Annotated in this window: 16 protein-coding genes; 3 read left to right on the plus strand and 13 right to left on the minus strand. The window is 55.1% G+C overall.

Annotation, left to right across the window (positions count from 1 at the left end; all coding sequences use genetic code 11):
* From ACI9KD_RS14530 to hrcA, 8 genes are all read right to left on the minus strand, one after another.
* Positions 1-718, minus strand: a 718-nt coding sequence (locus ACI9KD_RS14530) for an acyl-CoA dehydrogenase family protein (protein ID WP_414981895.1), incomplete at its 3' end; no start/stop codon positions are given.
* A 28-nt stretch (positions 719-746) separates the two neighbouring features.
* Positions 747-1,925 (minus strand): acyl-CoA dehydrogenase family protein, encoded by a 1,179-nt coding sequence (locus ACI9KD_RS14535; protein ID WP_414981896.1) that lies wholly within the window; start codon positions 1,923-1,925, stop codon positions 747-749.
* A 238-nt stretch (positions 1,926-2,163) separates the two neighbouring features.
* A complete protein-coding gene (gene trxA / locus ACI9KD_RS14540; RefSeq protein WP_414981897.1) occupies positions 2,164-3,030 on the minus strand; it encodes a thioredoxin in 867 nt (288 codons plus the stop codon).
* 9 nt (positions 3,031-3,039) lie between these two features.
* Positions 3,040-3,828 (minus strand): 4-hydroxy-tetrahydrodipicolinate reductase, encoded by a 789-nt coding sequence (gene dapB, locus ACI9KD_RS14545; RefSeq protein WP_414981898.1) that lies wholly within the window; start codon positions 3,826-3,828, stop codon positions 3,040-3,042.
* Positions 3,825-4,958, minus strand: a complete 1,134-nt coding sequence (gene dnaJ, locus ACI9KD_RS14550) for a molecular chaperone DnaJ (RefSeq protein ID WP_414981899.1) — start codon at positions 4,956-4,958, stop codon at positions 3,825-3,827. The genes dapB and dnaJ overlap by 4 nt, the downstream gene beginning before the upstream one ends.
* A 127-nt stretch (positions 4,959-5,085) precedes the next feature.
* Complete coding sequence (dnaK, locus tag ACI9KD_RS14555) at positions 5,086-7,029, minus strand: molecular chaperone DnaK (RefSeq protein ID WP_414981900.1); 1,944 nt, start codon at positions 7,027-7,029, stop codon at positions 5,086-5,088.
* A gap of 121 nt (positions 7,030-7,150) precedes the next feature.
* Complete coding sequence (gene grpE, locus ACI9KD_RS14560) at positions 7,151-7,765, minus strand: nucleotide exchange factor GrpE (protein WP_414981901.1); 615 nt, start codon at positions 7,763-7,765, stop codon at positions 7,151-7,153.
* A gap of 129 nt (positions 7,766-7,894) precedes the next feature.
* Positions 7,895-8,929, minus strand: coding sequence for a heat-inducible transcriptional repressor HrcA (hrcA, locus tag ACI9KD_RS14565; RefSeq protein ID WP_414981902.1), 1,035 nt, complete (start codon positions 8,927-8,929; stop codon positions 7,895-7,897).
* A 143-nt stretch (positions 8,930-9,072) separates the two neighbouring features.
* On the opposite strand from hrcA, the gene recN reads away from it, so the two are divergent.
* Positions 9,073-10,728: a DNA repair protein RecN gene (gene recN / locus ACI9KD_RS14570; protein ID WP_414981903.1), complete on the plus strand. Its 1,656-nt coding sequence runs from the start codon at positions 9,073-9,075 to the stop codon at positions 10,726-10,728.
* A 23-nt stretch (positions 10,729-10,751) separates the two neighbouring features.
* On the opposite strand, the gene fur is transcribed toward recN, so the two are convergent.
* Positions 10,752-11,171 carry a ferric iron uptake transcriptional regulator gene (gene fur, locus ACI9KD_RS14575; protein WP_414981904.1) on the minus strand — a complete coding sequence of 140 codons (420 nt, stop codon included), beginning with the start codon at positions 11,169-11,171 and terminating at the stop codon, positions 10,752-10,754.
* A gap of 72 nt (positions 11,172-11,243) precedes the next feature.
* On the opposite strand from fur, the gene ACI9KD_RS14580 reads away from it, so the two are divergent.
* Complete coding sequence (locus ACI9KD_RS14580) at positions 11,244-11,690, plus strand: outer membrane protein assembly factor BamE (protein WP_414981905.1); 447 nt, start codon at positions 11,244-11,246, stop codon at positions 11,688-11,690.
* Here the strand turns inward: ACI9KD_RS14580 and ACI9KD_RS14585 are convergent.
* The 3 genes from ACI9KD_RS14585 to ACI9KD_RS14595 are packed head-to-tail and all read right to left on the minus strand — an operon-like array spanning position 11,675 to position 13,788.
* On the minus strand, positions 11,675-11,995 hold the full coding sequence (locus tag ACI9KD_RS14585; RefSeq protein WP_414981906.1) for an RnfH family protein: 321 nt from the start codon (positions 11,993-11,995) through the stop codon (positions 11,675-11,677). The genes ACI9KD_RS14580 and ACI9KD_RS14585 overlap by 16 nt on opposite strands.
* A complete protein-coding gene (locus ACI9KD_RS14590) occupies positions 11,992-12,426 on the minus strand; it encodes a type II toxin-antitoxin system RatA family toxin (protein WP_414981907.1) in 435 nt (144 codons plus the stop codon). The genes ACI9KD_RS14585 and ACI9KD_RS14590 overlap by 4 nt, the downstream gene beginning before the upstream one ends.
* A gap of 18 nt (positions 12,427-12,444) precedes the next feature.
* The gene (locus ACI9KD_RS14595; RefSeq protein WP_414981908.1) at positions 12,445-13,788 is read right to left on the minus strand and encodes a sodium-dependent transporter; all 1,344 of its coding nucleotides are present in this window, start codon (positions 13,786-13,788) and stop codon (positions 12,445-12,447) included.
* Positions 13,789-13,892: 104 nt separating this feature from the next.
* Between ACI9KD_RS14595 and smpB the strand changes: the two genes are divergently transcribed.
* Positions 13,893-14,375: an SsrA-binding protein SmpB gene (smpB, locus tag ACI9KD_RS14600; RefSeq protein WP_414981909.1), complete on the plus strand. Its 483-nt coding sequence runs from the start codon at positions 13,893-13,895 to the stop codon at positions 14,373-14,375.
* A gap of 27 nt (positions 14,376-14,402) precedes the next feature.
* On the opposite strand, the gene ACI9KD_RS14605 is transcribed toward smpB, so the two are convergent.
* A partial coding sequence (locus tag ACI9KD_RS14605) for a sulfite exporter TauE/SafE family protein (RefSeq protein WP_414981910.1) occupies positions 14,403-15,228 on the minus strand: 826 nt, incomplete at its 5' end.

Raw genomic sequence — 15,228 nt, forward strand, 5'->3', positions numbered from 1 at the left:
CCTCTTGGACTACGCCATCCATAACCGCAAAGCCATTGTTCAACTCGCCCAGAAGCGCATCAGCGCCCACGCTAACGTCCTTGAAGGTGATATTGGCAACAGTCTGGCCATCCATGAGTCGATAACCGACTCGCTCGACGCCGGACGCGCCTGCATCTACTAGGAACAGGCTGATACCACTACGATCAACTTGCTCACCAGCTGTGCGCGCAGCCACGATGAACGTGTCTGCATTCATGCCGTTGCTGACGACAACCTTCTCACCATTGAGCACAAAACTATCGCCAGAGGCTGTCGCCGTGGTGAGTACATCTGCCAACTCATAGCGGCTTTGACGCTCAAGGTATGCGAATGAGCCCAAGCGACTACCATCAATAATGCCTGGAATGTACTGGGCTTTTTGGCTCTCACTTCCCGCCGCGCTCAACAGTCCGCCAAACATCACTACGGTAGCAAAGTAAGGCTCAACGATCAGACCCTTACCAAACTCTTCCATCATCACCATGAGGTCCACCGGACCACCACCAAAGCCGCCGTACTCTTCTTCGAAAGGCACGCTCAGCCAGCCTAACTCGGCAAACGTCTGCCAGATCTCGCGACTCATACCCGCTTCTGAAGCAACGATTCCTTGACGAGTGTAAAAGTCATAATCGTCTTGCACAAACCGCGCGACGCTATCGCGCAACATTGTCTGCTCTTCTGAAAAATCAAAATTCATTGTTTATCTCCTGACTTTGCTCAGAGCCTTAAAGACCTAAAACAGCCTTGGCTATAATATTTTTCTGGATCTCGTTAGAGCCACCGTAAACCGTGGCCGCGCGACCATACATGTAGCTTTGGCGCGCTATGCTGCCAAACTCGTGACCAATCACATTGTTATCGAGTTCCGTAGGTAACACGCCCTGGTAGTGAGCGGCGACATCCATGCGTAGTTCCTGCACCTGCTGCTGAATCTCCGTGCCCTTAATCTTGAGCAGTGATGATTCAGCACCCGGAGCGCCGCCGGCGGCCACCGATGCGAGTACCCGAAGATCGGTGAACTCAAGCGCCATCAATTCAATTTCGATATCTGATACACGCTTTTGAAACAACGGGTCATCAATCATCGCTTTGCCGCCATTCACTTCGGCTTCCGCTAAACGTCGAACTTCACGCAAGGCACGCTTGGAGTCGGCAACACCTGCAATACCGGTTCGCTCGTGAGCCAGCAGAGCCTTGGCGTAAGTCCAGCCCTTATCCTGTTCACCGATAAGGTTAATAGCGGGAACCCGCACATTATTGAACTCTACTTCGTTCAGGCTGTGATGGTTGTCGATAGACTCAATGGGATTAACCTTGATCCCCTCGGACTTCATGTCGATCAACAAAAAGCTGATTCCATGCTGCCTTTTGCCTTCGCTGCTGGTACGTACCAGACAAAAAATCCAGTCGGCGTACTGAGCATAGGTCGTCCAAATCTTCGCGCCGTTGACGACGTAGTGATCGCCATCCAGTTCGGCCTTGGTTTTGAGTGCTGCCAGGTCTGAACCTGCACCCGGCTCGGAATAACCCTGACACCACCAATCATCGCTATCGAGAATGCGAGGAAGGAAGCGTGCTTTCTGCTCTTCGTTACCAAAGGTGTAAATCACCGGGGCAACCATCTTGAGACCGAAAGGCACAACATCCCGAATGCCGCGAGACGAGCGCTCCGATTCGTAAATAAAATTCTGTGTAGGCGTCCAACCGGCTCCGCCATACTCGACAGGCCAGTTGGGAGCGACCCAGCCCTTTGCGTTGAGTTTCTTCTGCCAATCGACTATCGCTTGCCGATACTGCTTGCTGTCGCTCATACGATCACGCAGATCGTCGGTGTAGGCCTCATCGAAGAATGTACGTACCTCATCGCGAAAGGCGATGTCCTCGGTTGAAAAACTGGTATCCACAGTTTCTGTCTCCTGTTACTAGGCCTCGCGGGCCGGGATGTGAGCGCATGATGGGTTCAAAATCACCTAATCCAACGCTTTTGAATTTGGAGTATGTTTTTCCTAGCGCCGGTACTCTAGCGCCCTTTAGGGCAAGGTACAAGCGGGCTGGGTCGCAATATCTCCGCCTAAAAATTGCTGTAGTTCGAAGGAATAAGGCCGGAAAAAAGCCAGCTCTGCCTAAAAGACAGTGCAATCACTAGTACAGAAGACTGAATAGCTTCCGTTGGTACTCTGCAGCCAGGGGATCGCCCTTTCCGAGAGACGCGATGGTGTCCAGAAACGCTTTTTTGGTGGCGCCATCCTTGTGATCCAGGTTTGTACGCAGAATAAACATCAGGCTCTCAAGAGCCTCTCGATACTGGCCCGCCGCGCTGTAATGCACCGCTATTTGCTCCAACAAATCAAGATTGTCAGGGTCTGTCGCCAGCTGTTCTTCCAGAGCCAATAATTCGGGGGACCGAGATGCCTCTCGGGCGAGAGTTAACTGGGCCAGTAATTGATCATAAAGCGGGTCCTGATCCACCATCGGTACCGCATCTAGCAGTACCTGCGCGTCGTCAAGGCGTCGCGCCTCAATCAGAGCATGAACCAGAGACATAGCAATGTCGTGACGGCGACCGCTCTCCTCGTACACGCCGCGCAAGATGCTCACCGCAGCCGCGGCGTCACCCGCCTCAAGCATCGCATTAGCTTCCACAAGGGCCGCGTCATAGGGAGACGGAAGATGCTTTTCAAGCATTTCCCGGATAGCCTGCTCTGACTGCGCTCCGGAAAAACCATCTACCGGCTGCCCATCTAGCATCACCATTACTGTCGGGAGACTGCGTACGCCAAATTGCTGGGCAATCATTTGCTGATCATCAGCGTTGACTTTGGCGAGCAAAAACGCGCCGGCATACTCGGTCGCCAGCTTTTCCAGCAAGGGCATTAATACTTTACAGGGCTCACACCAGTCAGCCCAAAAGTCGATCACTACCGGACGCTGACTGGACTCCTCAATGAGGTACTGAGCAGCGTTGCTCTCATCAATATTGACGATTACTTCTGGCGTCGCGTCCATCATCACTCTTCCCTAATCCCGAAGCTGCAGGACATCCTGCATATCGTAAAGCCCTGCAGACCGCCCGTTCAGCCAAGAAGCTGCACGACAGGCGCCGCGAGCAAAGGCCAGCCGAGTCCCAGCGCGATGAGTGATCTCCAAACGCTCACCCTCGCTGGCAAACAGTGCTGTGTGGTCACCAACAATGTCACCACCACGAATCGTGGCAAAACCAATACTGCCCTGAGGCCGTGCACCGGTAATACCCTCTCGGCTCATTACGGCTTGCTCATCGAGCGAAACATCACGTCCCGCGGCCATGGCCTTACCAATCGCAAGCGCAGTGCCCGAGGGTGCATCGACCTTATGACGATGATGCGCCTCAATGACCTCAAGGTCAGTGTCGTCATCCGAAGCGCGAGTGGCAAGTTCTACCAGGCGTAGCATCAAATTCACGCCGGTGCTGAAGTTTGCCGACTGGCAAATGGCAATCTGCTGCGCTGCAGCTGCCACACAGGACTGCTGAGATGCATCAAGCCCTGTAGTACCGATCACCCAGCTCACTCCCGCGCTCGTGCAAGCCTTGGCATGCATTACAGTAGTTTCGGGTGTCGTAAAGTCAACAAGGACGTCGGCGCTGGCTAATGCCGTTGCAATATCATGGGTATAGAGCTCTGCCGGCACGGGTGCCGGTGCCGGCGCGGTTTCATTCTGAGCAAGCGTGATAGCCGCCAGAGACAGGGCGTCGCTGCTTTGGATCAGCTCAATGAGGGTACGACCCATACGGCCATTCCCGCCGGCAATAGCAATGCGCACACTCATGGTTTGAGCTCATCAAAAAAGTGCTTCACTCCATCGAACCAGCTTTTCTGTCGGGGACTATGCGCGTGGCCGCCCTCCCCCATACTTGTCTGAAGCTCGTCCAGAAGCTCTTTTTGGCGCTTATTCAAATTCACCGGCGTCTCTATGACGGCGCGGCACAAGAGATCACCAACACCACCGCCGCGAACCGGCTGAACGCCTTTACCGCGCAGCCTGAAAAGCTTTCCGGTTTGAGTTTCTGCAGGAATTTTAAGCTTCACGCGGCCATCAAGCGTCGGCACTTCCAATTCCCCCCCTAGAGCGGCGTCGGCAAAGGTAATGGGTACTTCGCAGTACAGATGCTTGCCATCGCGCTCGAAAATCGGATGTTGCTTGACCGACATTTGCACAAATAGATCGCCAGACGGACCACCTTCGCTTCCGGCCTCGCCTTCACCGCCCAGGCGAATGCGATCTCCGGTATCTACACCCGGCGGCACCTTGACCGACAGTTTCTTGGTTTTTTCTACGCGCCCTTGTCCACGGCAAGAGGTACAGGGATCGGAGATCGTGCTGCCGCGACCTCGACAGGTCGGACAGGTCTGCTGCACCTGGAAAAATCCTTGCTGCATGCGCACCTGACCGGCCCCTCCACAGGTTCCGCAGGTTGTAGGACTACTTCCTTTTCGAGCACCGCTTCCGTCACAGGTAGAGCAGGACGCCAATGTCGGCACACGGATCTCTACCGTAGTGCCACGAACCGCGTCTTCGAGAGAGATATCCAGGGTATAGCGCAGATCTGAACCGCGCTGCGCACCGCCACGACCCCGGCCGCCACCACCACCGAAAATATCGCCAAAGACGTCGCCAAAAATGTCGGAAAAATTCCCGCCGCCACTGCCACCAAAGCCACCGCCCATCTGCCCTTCCAGGCCAGCGTGACCATACTGATCATAGGCCGTGCGCTTCTGACTATCGCTAAGAACCTCATAGGCTTCCGAGGCTTCTTTAAACTTCTCATCGGCATTCGGATCATCTGGATTGCGATCCGGATGGTATTTCATCGCGACGCGGCGATAGGCTTTCTTAACGTCCTTCTCGTCGTCACTGCGGCTGACGCCCAGCACTTCATAGTAGTCGCGTTTTGACATATCACTCTGCGGTCAGGCCGCACCCCTTCCCAAATAGACAACGCGGGCACATAAGTCCCGCGTCACATTCAATTGACGATCCGGCGGGACAAAAGACATCGTCTTGTGCCCCACCAAATCAACAAGTTTACTTCTTGTCGTCGCTGACTTCTTCAAATTCAGCATCAACCGCGTCATCAGCGCCTGAGCTTTCGCCAGCATCTCCTGATGCTTCAGGACCTGCTCCTGCCTGCGCTGCCTGCGCTGCTTCCGCTTGCGCCGCATACATCTTCTGCGCCACAGGGCCGGTAGCCTCAGTCAGCTTGGTCGCCGCCGCATCGATGGCATCCTTGTCATCGCTCTTGAGGGCTTCTTCAGCTTCGGTTAGCGCAGCTTCAATCGCGGCCTTCTCGTCGTCGCTGGCATGCTCACCGGCTTCTTCGACAGTTTTCTTTGCCGCGTGAACCAGACCATCACAGGTATTACGTGACGCGATCAGCTCTTCGAAATGCTTGTCAGCCGCGGCGTTCACCTCGGCATCCGCCACCATTGATTCGATCTCGTCGTCAGACAAACCACCAGAGGCGGTAATACGAATCGACTGCTCCTTACCGGTCGCCTTGTCCTTAGCGGACACGTTCAGGATACCGTTGGCGTCCAGGTCAAAGGTCACTTCGATCTGCGGCATGCCGCGCTGTGCCGGCGGAAGATCTGCCAAGTCAAAGCGTCCCAGTGACTTGTTTTCCGTAGCTTGCTTACGCTCACCCTGCACGACATGAATCGTCACAGCGGTCTGATTGTCGTCTGCGGTCGAGAAGATCTGCGACTTCTTGGTCGGAATCGTCGTGTTCTTCTCGATCAAAGGTGTCGCTACGCCACCCATGGTTTCGATACCCAGAGTCAACGGAGTCACGTCCAGCAGGAGTACGTCCTTCACTTCTCCAGCCAGAACCGCACCTTGAATCGACGCGCCCATAGCCACGGCTTCATCGGGATTCACGTCCTTGCGAGGCTCTTTGCCAAAGAAATCAGCAACCTTCTGCTGCACCATGGGCATGCGTGTCTGCCCACCGACCAGAATCACGTCGTCAATCTCACTGGGCGACAAACCGGCATCCTTCAGCGCAATCTTCAACGGCTCGATGGTGCGGTTCACCAACTCTTCAACCAAAGACTCAAGCTTGGAGCGGCTCAACTTAACCACCAAGTGCTTAGGTCCCGTTGCGTCAGCCGTTATATACGGCAGGTTCACCTCAGTCTGTTGAGCGTGCGAAAGCTCAATCTTGGCTTTTTCTGCCGCTTCTTTTAGACGCTGAAGCGCCAGCGGATCGTTGTGTAGATTGATACCGCTCTCACGTTTGAACTGCTCCGTAAGATATTCGATGAGGCGCATATCAAAGTCTTCACCACCAAGGAAGGTATCCCCGTTAGTGGACAACACCTCAAACTGGTGCTCGCCGTCGACTTCTGCAATTTCGATGATAGAGATGTCAAAGGTACCACCACCCAAGTCGTAGACCGCGATGGTGTGGTCGCCCTTGGACTTATCCATGCCATAGGCCAATGCCGCCGCGGTGGGCTCATTGATTATGCGCTTAACCTCAAGTCCCGCAATCTTTCCCGCGTCCTTGGTTGCCTGACGCTGGGAGTCGTTGAAGTAGGCCGGAACAGTAATGACGGCCTCGGTAACGGGCTCACCAAGAAACTCCTCGGCGGTCTTCTTCATCTTGCGCAGCACTTCTGCAGAAACCTGCGGGGGTGCCATTTTTTCGCCCCTGACTTCTACCCAGGCATCGCCGTTGTCGGCTGCAACAATTTTGTAAGGCACCATAGAGATGTCTTTTTGAACTACATCATCGGTAAACTTTCGGCCAATAAGACGCTTGACCGCATACAAGGTGTTGTGCGGATTAGTGACAGCCTGACGCTTTGCGCTCTGTCCCACGAGGATTTCGCCGTCATCGGTGTAACCAACAATCGATGGTGTTGTGCGATCGCCCTCGGAGTTTTCTATAACGCGGGGCTTACCGCCGTCCAGCACAGAAACACACGAGTTCGTGGTTCCCAGGTCAATACCAATAATCTTGCCCATATCATTTCTCCTGGCTAGCTAACATCTGCGTACAGCGATGTAGCCGTTGCTATGTAATCTGTTCTGTATGTGGGTCCTGCACGGCGCTTTTTCAAGAGGGCCGGGCAATATTCCCAGCGTCTTAGCCTGCCGATGGCGCTTTGCTGACCATCACCATGGCTGGACGGACTAACCGGCCGTTCAAGGTGTAGCCCTTTTGCATCACCGCAAGAACCGTGTTGGGCTCCGCATCGGGGTTTTCAATCATGCTCATGGCTTGATGGTGCTGAGGATCGAAGGGCTCGCCTACGGGATCCAGCTGTTCAATCTGAAACTTGCTCAGTGCGCCCACAAAGCTCTTGAGCGTCAAATCCACCCCCTCGGCAATCGAGCCAAGGGCAGGGTCGTCGCTGTTAATGGCTTCCAGCGCTCGCTCAAGATTGTCCACCACCGGGAGAAGCTCACTACAAAAGCGCTCCAGCGCAAACTTGCGAGCCTTTTCCACGTCCTGTTCAGCCCGACGCTGCGCATTCTGAGTATCCGCTTGAGCACGCAAAGCCTGATCCTTAGCCCTTTCAAGCTCTTCCTGGAGTAGTTCTACCTGGGCATCCACCGAGAGCTCGGACTCACTGGCGCTCCCCCCGGACATGTCATCATCCTCTGACGACGCCGCATCCAATGGATCCTGGCCGTCCGTCACTAACTCGTCCGCTGCCGCATCGGCAAACGAATCCTGATCGCGTTCATCTTCCGCCACCGTATTCTCCTGGTGTTCCAATAAAAGGGTTCAAATGCCAGCCAGACAGCCGACGATGATTGTGATTCACCGGAAATGGGGGCACTTTAGAAAAATACAAGGCAGGCTGCCGCAAATAGAGCCTGTGCTTTAGCCGGCCAGGGCGGCACTCAGCATTCGTGAGGTTACGTCAACAATGGGAATAACGCGGTCATAGGCCATACGCGTGGGTCCAATGACTCCCAATACCCCCAAAGTTCGAGCGCCGTCGCCATAGGGCGCAGTAATCAGGGAGTAATCACCCAAAATCTGTGATCCCGCCTCCTCGCCGATAAAAATTTTCACGCCATCGGCCTCTGAACAGCGCTCCAGCAGATGCAGTAAATCCTGCTTACTCTCGAGCATCGCAAACAACTCTTTAAGCCGCTGTAGTTCTTCAGGGCTCGCACCTTCAAACAAACGAGATTCGCCAACGATCAGGTACTCGGACGGGTTTTCTTCATCAGCTAAGGCGCGCTGCGCGAGATCCAGCGTCGCCGCGAGATAATCATCAATTGTACTTTGCGCGGCGAGGAGCTCCCGATCCACCTGCTCTTGAACTTCGGCAAGCGCCCGCCCCGCAAATCGCTCGTTGATCTGCGCAGCCGCGGCACGCAGCTCCTTGTCCGAGAACACCCGCCGAGTATGGATAATGCGGTTCTGCACCTCGCGCTGGTTAATCACCAGAATGACAAGCACCCGATCACCAGACAGCGGCAGAAACTGCACCTGCCGCAGCGGCTGTCGTGTAGGGCGGGGGACGGTTACTACTCCGGCCTGAGACGTAATCGACGAAAGCATAGTCGAGGCGGCTTGCACCAAATCCGCCGTATTTCGGTCAGGGTTCAACTCCTGACGGAGCACGTCAAAGGCGCTGGAGTCCAGATTATCGGTTACCTGCAAAAGGCTATCGACAAAAAATCGATAGCCTAGATCCGTGGGAACCCTCCCGGCAGAGGTATGTGGCGAGTGAAGAAAACCTCGTTCTTCGAGATCAGACATGGCATTTCTAACAGTCGCTGGACTTACGCTCAGCCCCGCTTCCTGGCGCAGGGTTTGCGAACCCACCGGACTGCCATCGCGAATATGCAGCGCAACCAGCGTCCGCAGCAGCGTCCCTGCCCTATCTGTTAGATCATGAGCCAACTCAATAATCTCTGCTGTGAATCAAGAAAGGTTTTAGCACACACCACCCGGAACACAAAGCGAGAGGCCTTATCTTTGCAATTTGCTGTTTATGCGTTTGGGCGTATAGGTTATAAACCTCTGGTACACGGAATTGGATCCCAATGCTCACCCAGATAACCATCAGCCAGTTTACTGTTGTGGATACCCTCGAGGTCAACTTCCGCGGCGGTCTAACAGTCGTCACCGGCGAAACCGGCGCCGGCAAGTCCATTATGCTGGACGCTCTGGCGCTCTGCCTGGGCGATCGTGCGGACCCCAGCGCCATCCGCCCCGGTCATGACCGCTCCGACATCAGCGCGCGCTTCGACATTGATGGCATGGCCGCCGCGCAAAGCTGGTTGACTGAACATGACCTCGACGCCGACGGCGACTGTTTGTTTCGGCGCGTGATTACCAGAGAGGGACGATCTCGTGCCTACATTAACGGCCGGCCTGCGACACTTCAGGATTGCGCGGCCCTTGGCGAGCTTCTGGTGGACATCCATGGCCAGCACACCCATCAATCACTGCTTCGGCGCCCGCAGCAACGCCTGCTCCTTGACAGCTATGCAGGTCAGATCTCCGCCGCTCAAAAAACCGCAGACATCGCCAATGAATGGGTACGGTTGCGCGATGAGCTCGATGGACTGCGCAGTAGCCAACAAGAGCAGGCAGACCGAGAGCAACTCCTGCGCTATCAGGTGGGTGAACTAGATGAACTCGCACTCGCAAGCGGCGAGTTGCAGCGTCTCGAAGACGAGCAACGCATATTAGAGAATGCCGACGCCATTCAACGCCAAGCCGCCACTGCCATCGACCTGTGCGACACCAACGAGACCGGCGTACGTGCGGCGCTAGGCGCACTGACCAAGGACCTTCATCAAGGCAAGGTCATCGATAGCGTACGTGAAATGCTCGACTCCGCGGCCATCCAACTCGGAGAAGCACGGAGTGAATTGCAGCAGTATCTGGCCAGCACCGAGAACAACCCGCAACGCCTCGCAGACGTTCAGGCGCGGCTTGAGTCCATCTACAGCTTGGCTCGAAAGCACCGGATCATGCCTGAGCAGCTAGATGCTCATCACGAAGCTCTAAGTAAGGAGCTCGCCACACTGGATTCCAGTGATGAGCGAATCGAAGGACTGGAAGCAGCACTCGCACAGCAGCAAGCTGAGTACAAAACCATCTCCACCAAGCTCAGCAGCGCTCGCAAAAAATCCGCGACAAAGCTCGAAAAGGAAGTCACCAGGCTTCTCACCAAACTGTCCATGAGCAATTGTCAGTTCAATATCTCACTCAAAAAACGTGACATGAGTGCTCCCCACCCTCTGGGCCAAGAAGAGGTTGAGCTACTCATTAGCACCAACCCCGGTGCTGAGCCTCAACCCTTGGGACGTATCGCCTCGGGCGGCGAGTTGTCACGGATAAGCCTCGCAATTCAGGTAGCCACCGCGGGGAACACGACGGTCCCGAGCATGGTTTTTGACGAAGTTGATGTAGGTATCGGCGGTGCCGTTGCAGAAGTCGTAGGACGCCTGCTGGCGGATATGGGCAAAAATACACAGGTTCTGTGCGTAACCCACCTCCCCCAGGTCGCCGCTCAGGGGCAGCAACACCTACGGGTCGAAAAGTCCGGAAAAGGCCAACAGCTCGCCTCTACGCTACAGGAACTTAGCGACGGCGAACGCGTCGATGAGATTGCACGGATGCTAGGCGGAGTGAAGATGACCGAAAACACCCTCGCGCACGCCAGAGAAATGCTCGCTGGCGGTGACTAACAGGTCAATCGACCACGCCTGGACTAACTGTCCTCGCGCTTACGCACTTTGAGCACCAGTGAATGGCCGACAAGGTCAAAACCATGCTCGGCGGCGACCTTCTTTTGACGCTCCTCGATAATCGGATCATTAAATTCGATCACCTGACCTGTATCTTCACAGACCATATGATCGTGATGCTCGCCGTGATCCATCTCAAAAACTGAATGACCACCCTCGAAGTTGTGTCGGATCACTAGTCCAGCGCCCTCAAACTGCGTGAGAACCCGGTAAACCGTTGCAAGCCCCACGTCCTCACCTGCATCGCGGAGCGCCTGGTAGACGTCCTCAGCACTCATATGTCGTGCGTGCTGACCGGAATCCTCCAGAATTTGCAGGATCTTGACTCTTGGAAGCGTGACTTTCAGGCCAGCACTTCGTAGATCTTGATTACTAAACGTCATACGGGATGCACTTCTCTGATACGGATCTGAGCGGTATGATGCCACCCCTCTTAGGTTAGTGGAAGTTTGTCCTTGATTCGACCTCGGTACATTTTGAGTGCTTTGCTCGTCACGGTACCCCTCCTGGGAGTGGCATCCTGCGGATTCGTGGGCTTTCCTGGTGTGTACAAGATTGATATTGAGCAGGGAAACCTGGTCACTCAGGAGATAATCGATCAACTTCAGCCAGGCATGAGCCGGCGGCAGGTTCGCTTTATCATGGGATCATCGCTGGTAGAAGACACGTTTCAGCCAGATCGCTGGGATTACCCCTACGTGATCCGTAACGGCCCGGACATCATCCGCGAGGCTCAGGTGCGGATTTTCTTCGAGGGTGACAATCTTGTGAATATTACGGGTGACTATTTACCGAGCTGGGCGAACCCCAACGCCGAAAGCCCCGACGACAATGACAATTCCGAAAGTGACCCCGCAGCGAAACCCGTGGAGCCCGTAGAGGACGATCAGTCGTCCGGCTGATGCTCTCGGCGCGCTTTCGCGCGAGCTGCCCGCTCTTTTCGAATCTCTTTGGGATCTGCCAGTAGCGGCCGGTAAATCTCCACTCGATCACCGTCTCGCAGTACCCGCGTTAGGGCTGTCAGCTGACCAAAAATACCCAGCCGACTGTCTTCATTAATATTGAGATCATCAAACTGCTTATCCAGACCCGATTGCTGAGCCGCAGCAAGGGCGGTCGTACCCTGCGGCACCGTCAGCTTGACGATCGACTGCTGATCCGGCATCGCGTAAACCACCTCTATCGAAATTGTCTCAGCATCACTCATGTGCCGTAGATGTCTTGCGCTCGTCGCACCACCGCATCTACAAGATTGCCTGTGACCCGATCAAAGAGCCTGGCCGCCGCTGCGCTCAGTAACCCACCACGAAAGCTAAATTCAAGATCTAAAGACACCTTGCAAGCCTGCTCCGCCAGCGCCTGAAACCGCCACGCCCCAGCAAATTGTTCAAAAGGTCCATCCTTGAGCGTTAGGCGAATGATTTCATACGGCACCAGTTCGTTACACGTGGTGAAACTCTGCGATATGCCCCCGCGGGATAGATCAAGGCGCGCCTCCATATGCTCACCATCGGTGTGCAGTACCGACGCCCCCACGCAGCCATCCATAAATTGTGGATAGGCCTCGACGTCGTTGACGAGAACGAACAATTGCCTGTCTGAGAATGGCAAAAGAGCACTGCGATGAATTGAGGTCATAAATTCCGATATTTAGTTTCAAGGCACCATGGATAGCCACAGCCACGCGAAAGCGATCACGGGCACAGCCACAAAGCGAATGAGAAAATACCACAGCGAAAACAGTATGTCGGGCTCTCGAGAAAGCTCCTTGCGTAGCACCTCCCGCGGCATTCGCCACCCCACGAACAGTGCCAGCAATAGTACCGCTGCAGGAATCAGCCACTCTGATGTGACGCGGTCGAGCCAAAGTAAAAAGCCCTGACCTTGCGCAGCTGCACTGAGGTCAACCGTCGCATAGGCTGACAAAAGGAAGGCAACGCCCGTCATGGCAATCGCTGCGTGCAATCGGCGCACACGAAACTGCTGTTCTAACACACTGACTATCGGCTCGATCAGTGCCACAGCAGTACCCATAGTCACAACGAACACCGCGAGGAAAAACAATGCGCCATACAGATCCCCAAAGGGCATGTTCCCAAAGGCATAGGGAACACTGATAAACAGAAGACCGAAGCCCTCAGCCGGCATCAGGTTGTTGGCAAACAGCAAGGGAAAAATCGCAACGCCGGCAGCCACAGCCACACCGACATCAAACAGCGCCACAGTCAGCACCGAGCGCACAATAGGCAAGCGATCTGGCGTGTAGGCACCGTAACTCATGCCCACGGCCACACCGATGGACAAGGTGTACAGCGCATGCCCCAGCGCAGCCATAAAGGATCCGCGATCAAAGTCCAGGGGTTGCCAGGCGAACAGATAACTCCCTGCTGCGCTCAAATCGCCAAATTCGATAGAGAAACTAATGAGCACACCCAAAAGGGTGATCAGTAGGGGGACAGCGATCCAGACGAACAGGCCAATGCCTCGACGAGCGCCGATGGCGGCCAGTGCAGCTAGGAAAACCGCCGCCAGAAACTGCCAGCGCAAAAATTCAGCGGGGGTAGCGAGCTGCGCCGAGAAGTAGTCCGCGGCTCCCGCAAGACTAATGGCTGCAAAGCCGCCTAATTGCAACTGGTAGGCGTAGGAGAGACTCCAGCCAGCCATGAGTAGGTAGGACACGAGCAGCAAGAATCCTGCGAGGCATGACAACAAAGCCACCGTGAGCCAGACCCTGGAACGACCCGAGACCTCGGTAGCCCAACTCATAGTCAGAAAGGGCGACCCACGCCCGTGACTACCCAGAACCACCTCAGCCACGAGCAGCGGCACACCGATCAGAAGGAGGCAAAACATGTAGCTCAAGAAAAACGGCGCTCCGCCGTGCTCCCCCATAAGCCAGGCAAACCGCCAGAGATTGCCAAGACCCACCGCCGCAATAGCGAGCGCGAACACGAAGGTCGTGCGCGATTGCCAGCGTTCAACAGGTAGATAGAGCTTCATTGAGATCCGATGAGCTGAGTCAGCTGACAGCTTGCCCCAGCAAGAGGCACTTGCAAAGCATATTGAACACTCCACTTGAGAAGTCTGCCTGTACAATACGCCCCATGGGAAACAAAAAAGCCAAAACAACAGATACCACGATCGCCCAAAATAAACGGGCGCGCTTTGACTATCACTTGCTGGATAGCTTTGAGGCGGGAGTCGTACTCACCGGCTGGGAAGTCAAAGCCTTGCGTGCAGGAAAAGCGCAGCTAACGGATTCCTACGTGCTTATGAAAGATGGCGAGGCGTTCCTTCTGGGCACGCAGATCACCCCTCTTGCGACTGCTTCGACTCACTATGTTCCGGATCCCACCCGCACGCGTAAGCTTTTGCTGAACCGGCGGGAGCTGGCCAGGATTCTTGCCGCAGTCAGCGCTAAGGGTCAGACCTGCGTATGCACTAAGCTCTACTGGAAAGGCCACTTGGTAAAAGCAGATATTGCACTGGCCCACGGAAAGCAAAGCCACGATAAGCGTGCAACACAAAAAGACCGTGAATGGGGCGTGCAAAAGCAACGGATCATGCGCGATGCGGTAAAGCAATAATCAAACGCACTGTGCGCCACAACCCGCCTAAGCCAATAAGGCCTTTAGGGTAATGCTGATACCCACGGCATAAAGCACGCCAAGGGCAATGCGTCGATAAAGCCGCGTACCAAACCTTGCAAACAGCGCGTGCCCCAAACGATCGCCAATTAACATAGCGGGCATTCCAAGTACGAACATCCATAAGCTTCGAAACGTCAGATAACCCGATACCGCAAATACGCACAATGCGATGACTGCCGCGAGCATGAAGTACGTCAAAAGCATGGCTCTGCTGTGACGGGCCTCTCCCTGAGTCGCCATAGCAAAAACGATGACCGGGGGGCCAGGTATGGCAAAGGCGCCGTTCATGAGCCCCGATATCAGCCCTGTGACTATGGGGACACCCCATTTTGGTGGACGCGGCGTCGGGTGATAAAATGTCAGCACGACACAGCCCGTAATCACACCCAGGCCAATCCACAACTGAAACTGCTCCACCGATATACGCAGCAGTAACTGCGCTCCGATAGCCGTACCGACTATCGACATCAACAAAATGGGTATCAAAGGACGCTTGGGCGCCTCTGGCCAGAACCTGTGCACCGATAAAAGGCTGGTACCCAGGGTCAGGCCGGCCGTAATCACCACAGCCTCGGTGGGCGCGACAAAGAGTGCCAGAACCGGCATAGCTGCCAACGCGAAACCAAAACCCGTGAATGCCCTAAGTAGTGAGGCAAACAGCAGGGCAGCCCAGATAGCCAGCATCTGATAAAAGCCAATCTCGACAAACGTTTGCGCAATAGCGTCAATCATGTGTAATCCAAATAAAAACGCCCCGGCCGAAGAACGACCGGGGCGTGCTGAGGGCGTT

Source organism: Congregibacter sp., from assembly GCF_047617445.1.
In the GTDB taxonomy this organism is placed as follows: domain Bacteria; phylum Pseudomonadota; class Gammaproteobacteria; order Pseudomonadales; family Halieaceae; genus Congregibacter.

Coding starts and splice junctions, on each gene's coding strand:
- trxA (WP_414981897.1), bottom strand. CDS start 3,030: ATGATGGACGCGACGCCAGAAGTAATCGTCAATATTGATGAGAGCAAC.
- dapB (WP_414981898.1), bottom strand. CDS start 3,828: ATGAGTGTGCGCATTGCTATTGCCGGCGGGAATGGCCGTATGGGTCGT.
- dnaJ (WP_414981899.1), bottom strand. CDS start 4,958: ATGTCAAAACGCGACTACTATGAAGTGCTGGGCGTCAGCCGCAGTGAC.
- dnaK (WP_414981900.1), bottom strand. CDS start 7,029: ATGGGCAAGATTATTGGTATTGACCTGGGAACCACGAACTCGTGTGTT.
- recN (WP_414981903.1), top strand. CDS start 9,073: ATGCTCACCCAGATAACCATCAGCCAGTTTACTGTTGTGGATACCCTC.
- fur (WP_414981904.1), bottom strand. CDS start 11,171: ATGACGTTTAGTAATCAAGATCTACGAAGTGCTGGCCTGAAAGTCACG.
- ACI9KD_RS14585 (WP_414981906.1), bottom strand. CDS start 11,995: ATGAGTGATGCTGAGACAATTTCGATAGAGGTGGTTTACGCGATGCCG.
- ACI9KD_RS14590 (WP_414981907.1), bottom strand. CDS start 12,426: ATGACCTCAATTCATCGCAGTGCTCTTTTGCCATTCTCAGACAGGCAA.
- ACI9KD_RS14595 (WP_414981908.1), bottom strand. CDS start 13,788: ATGAAGCTCTATCTACCTGTTGAACGCTGGCAATCGCGCACGACCTTC.
- smpB (WP_414981909.1), top strand. CDS start 13,893: ATGGGAAACAAAAAAGCCAAAACAACAGATACCACGATCGCCCAAAAT.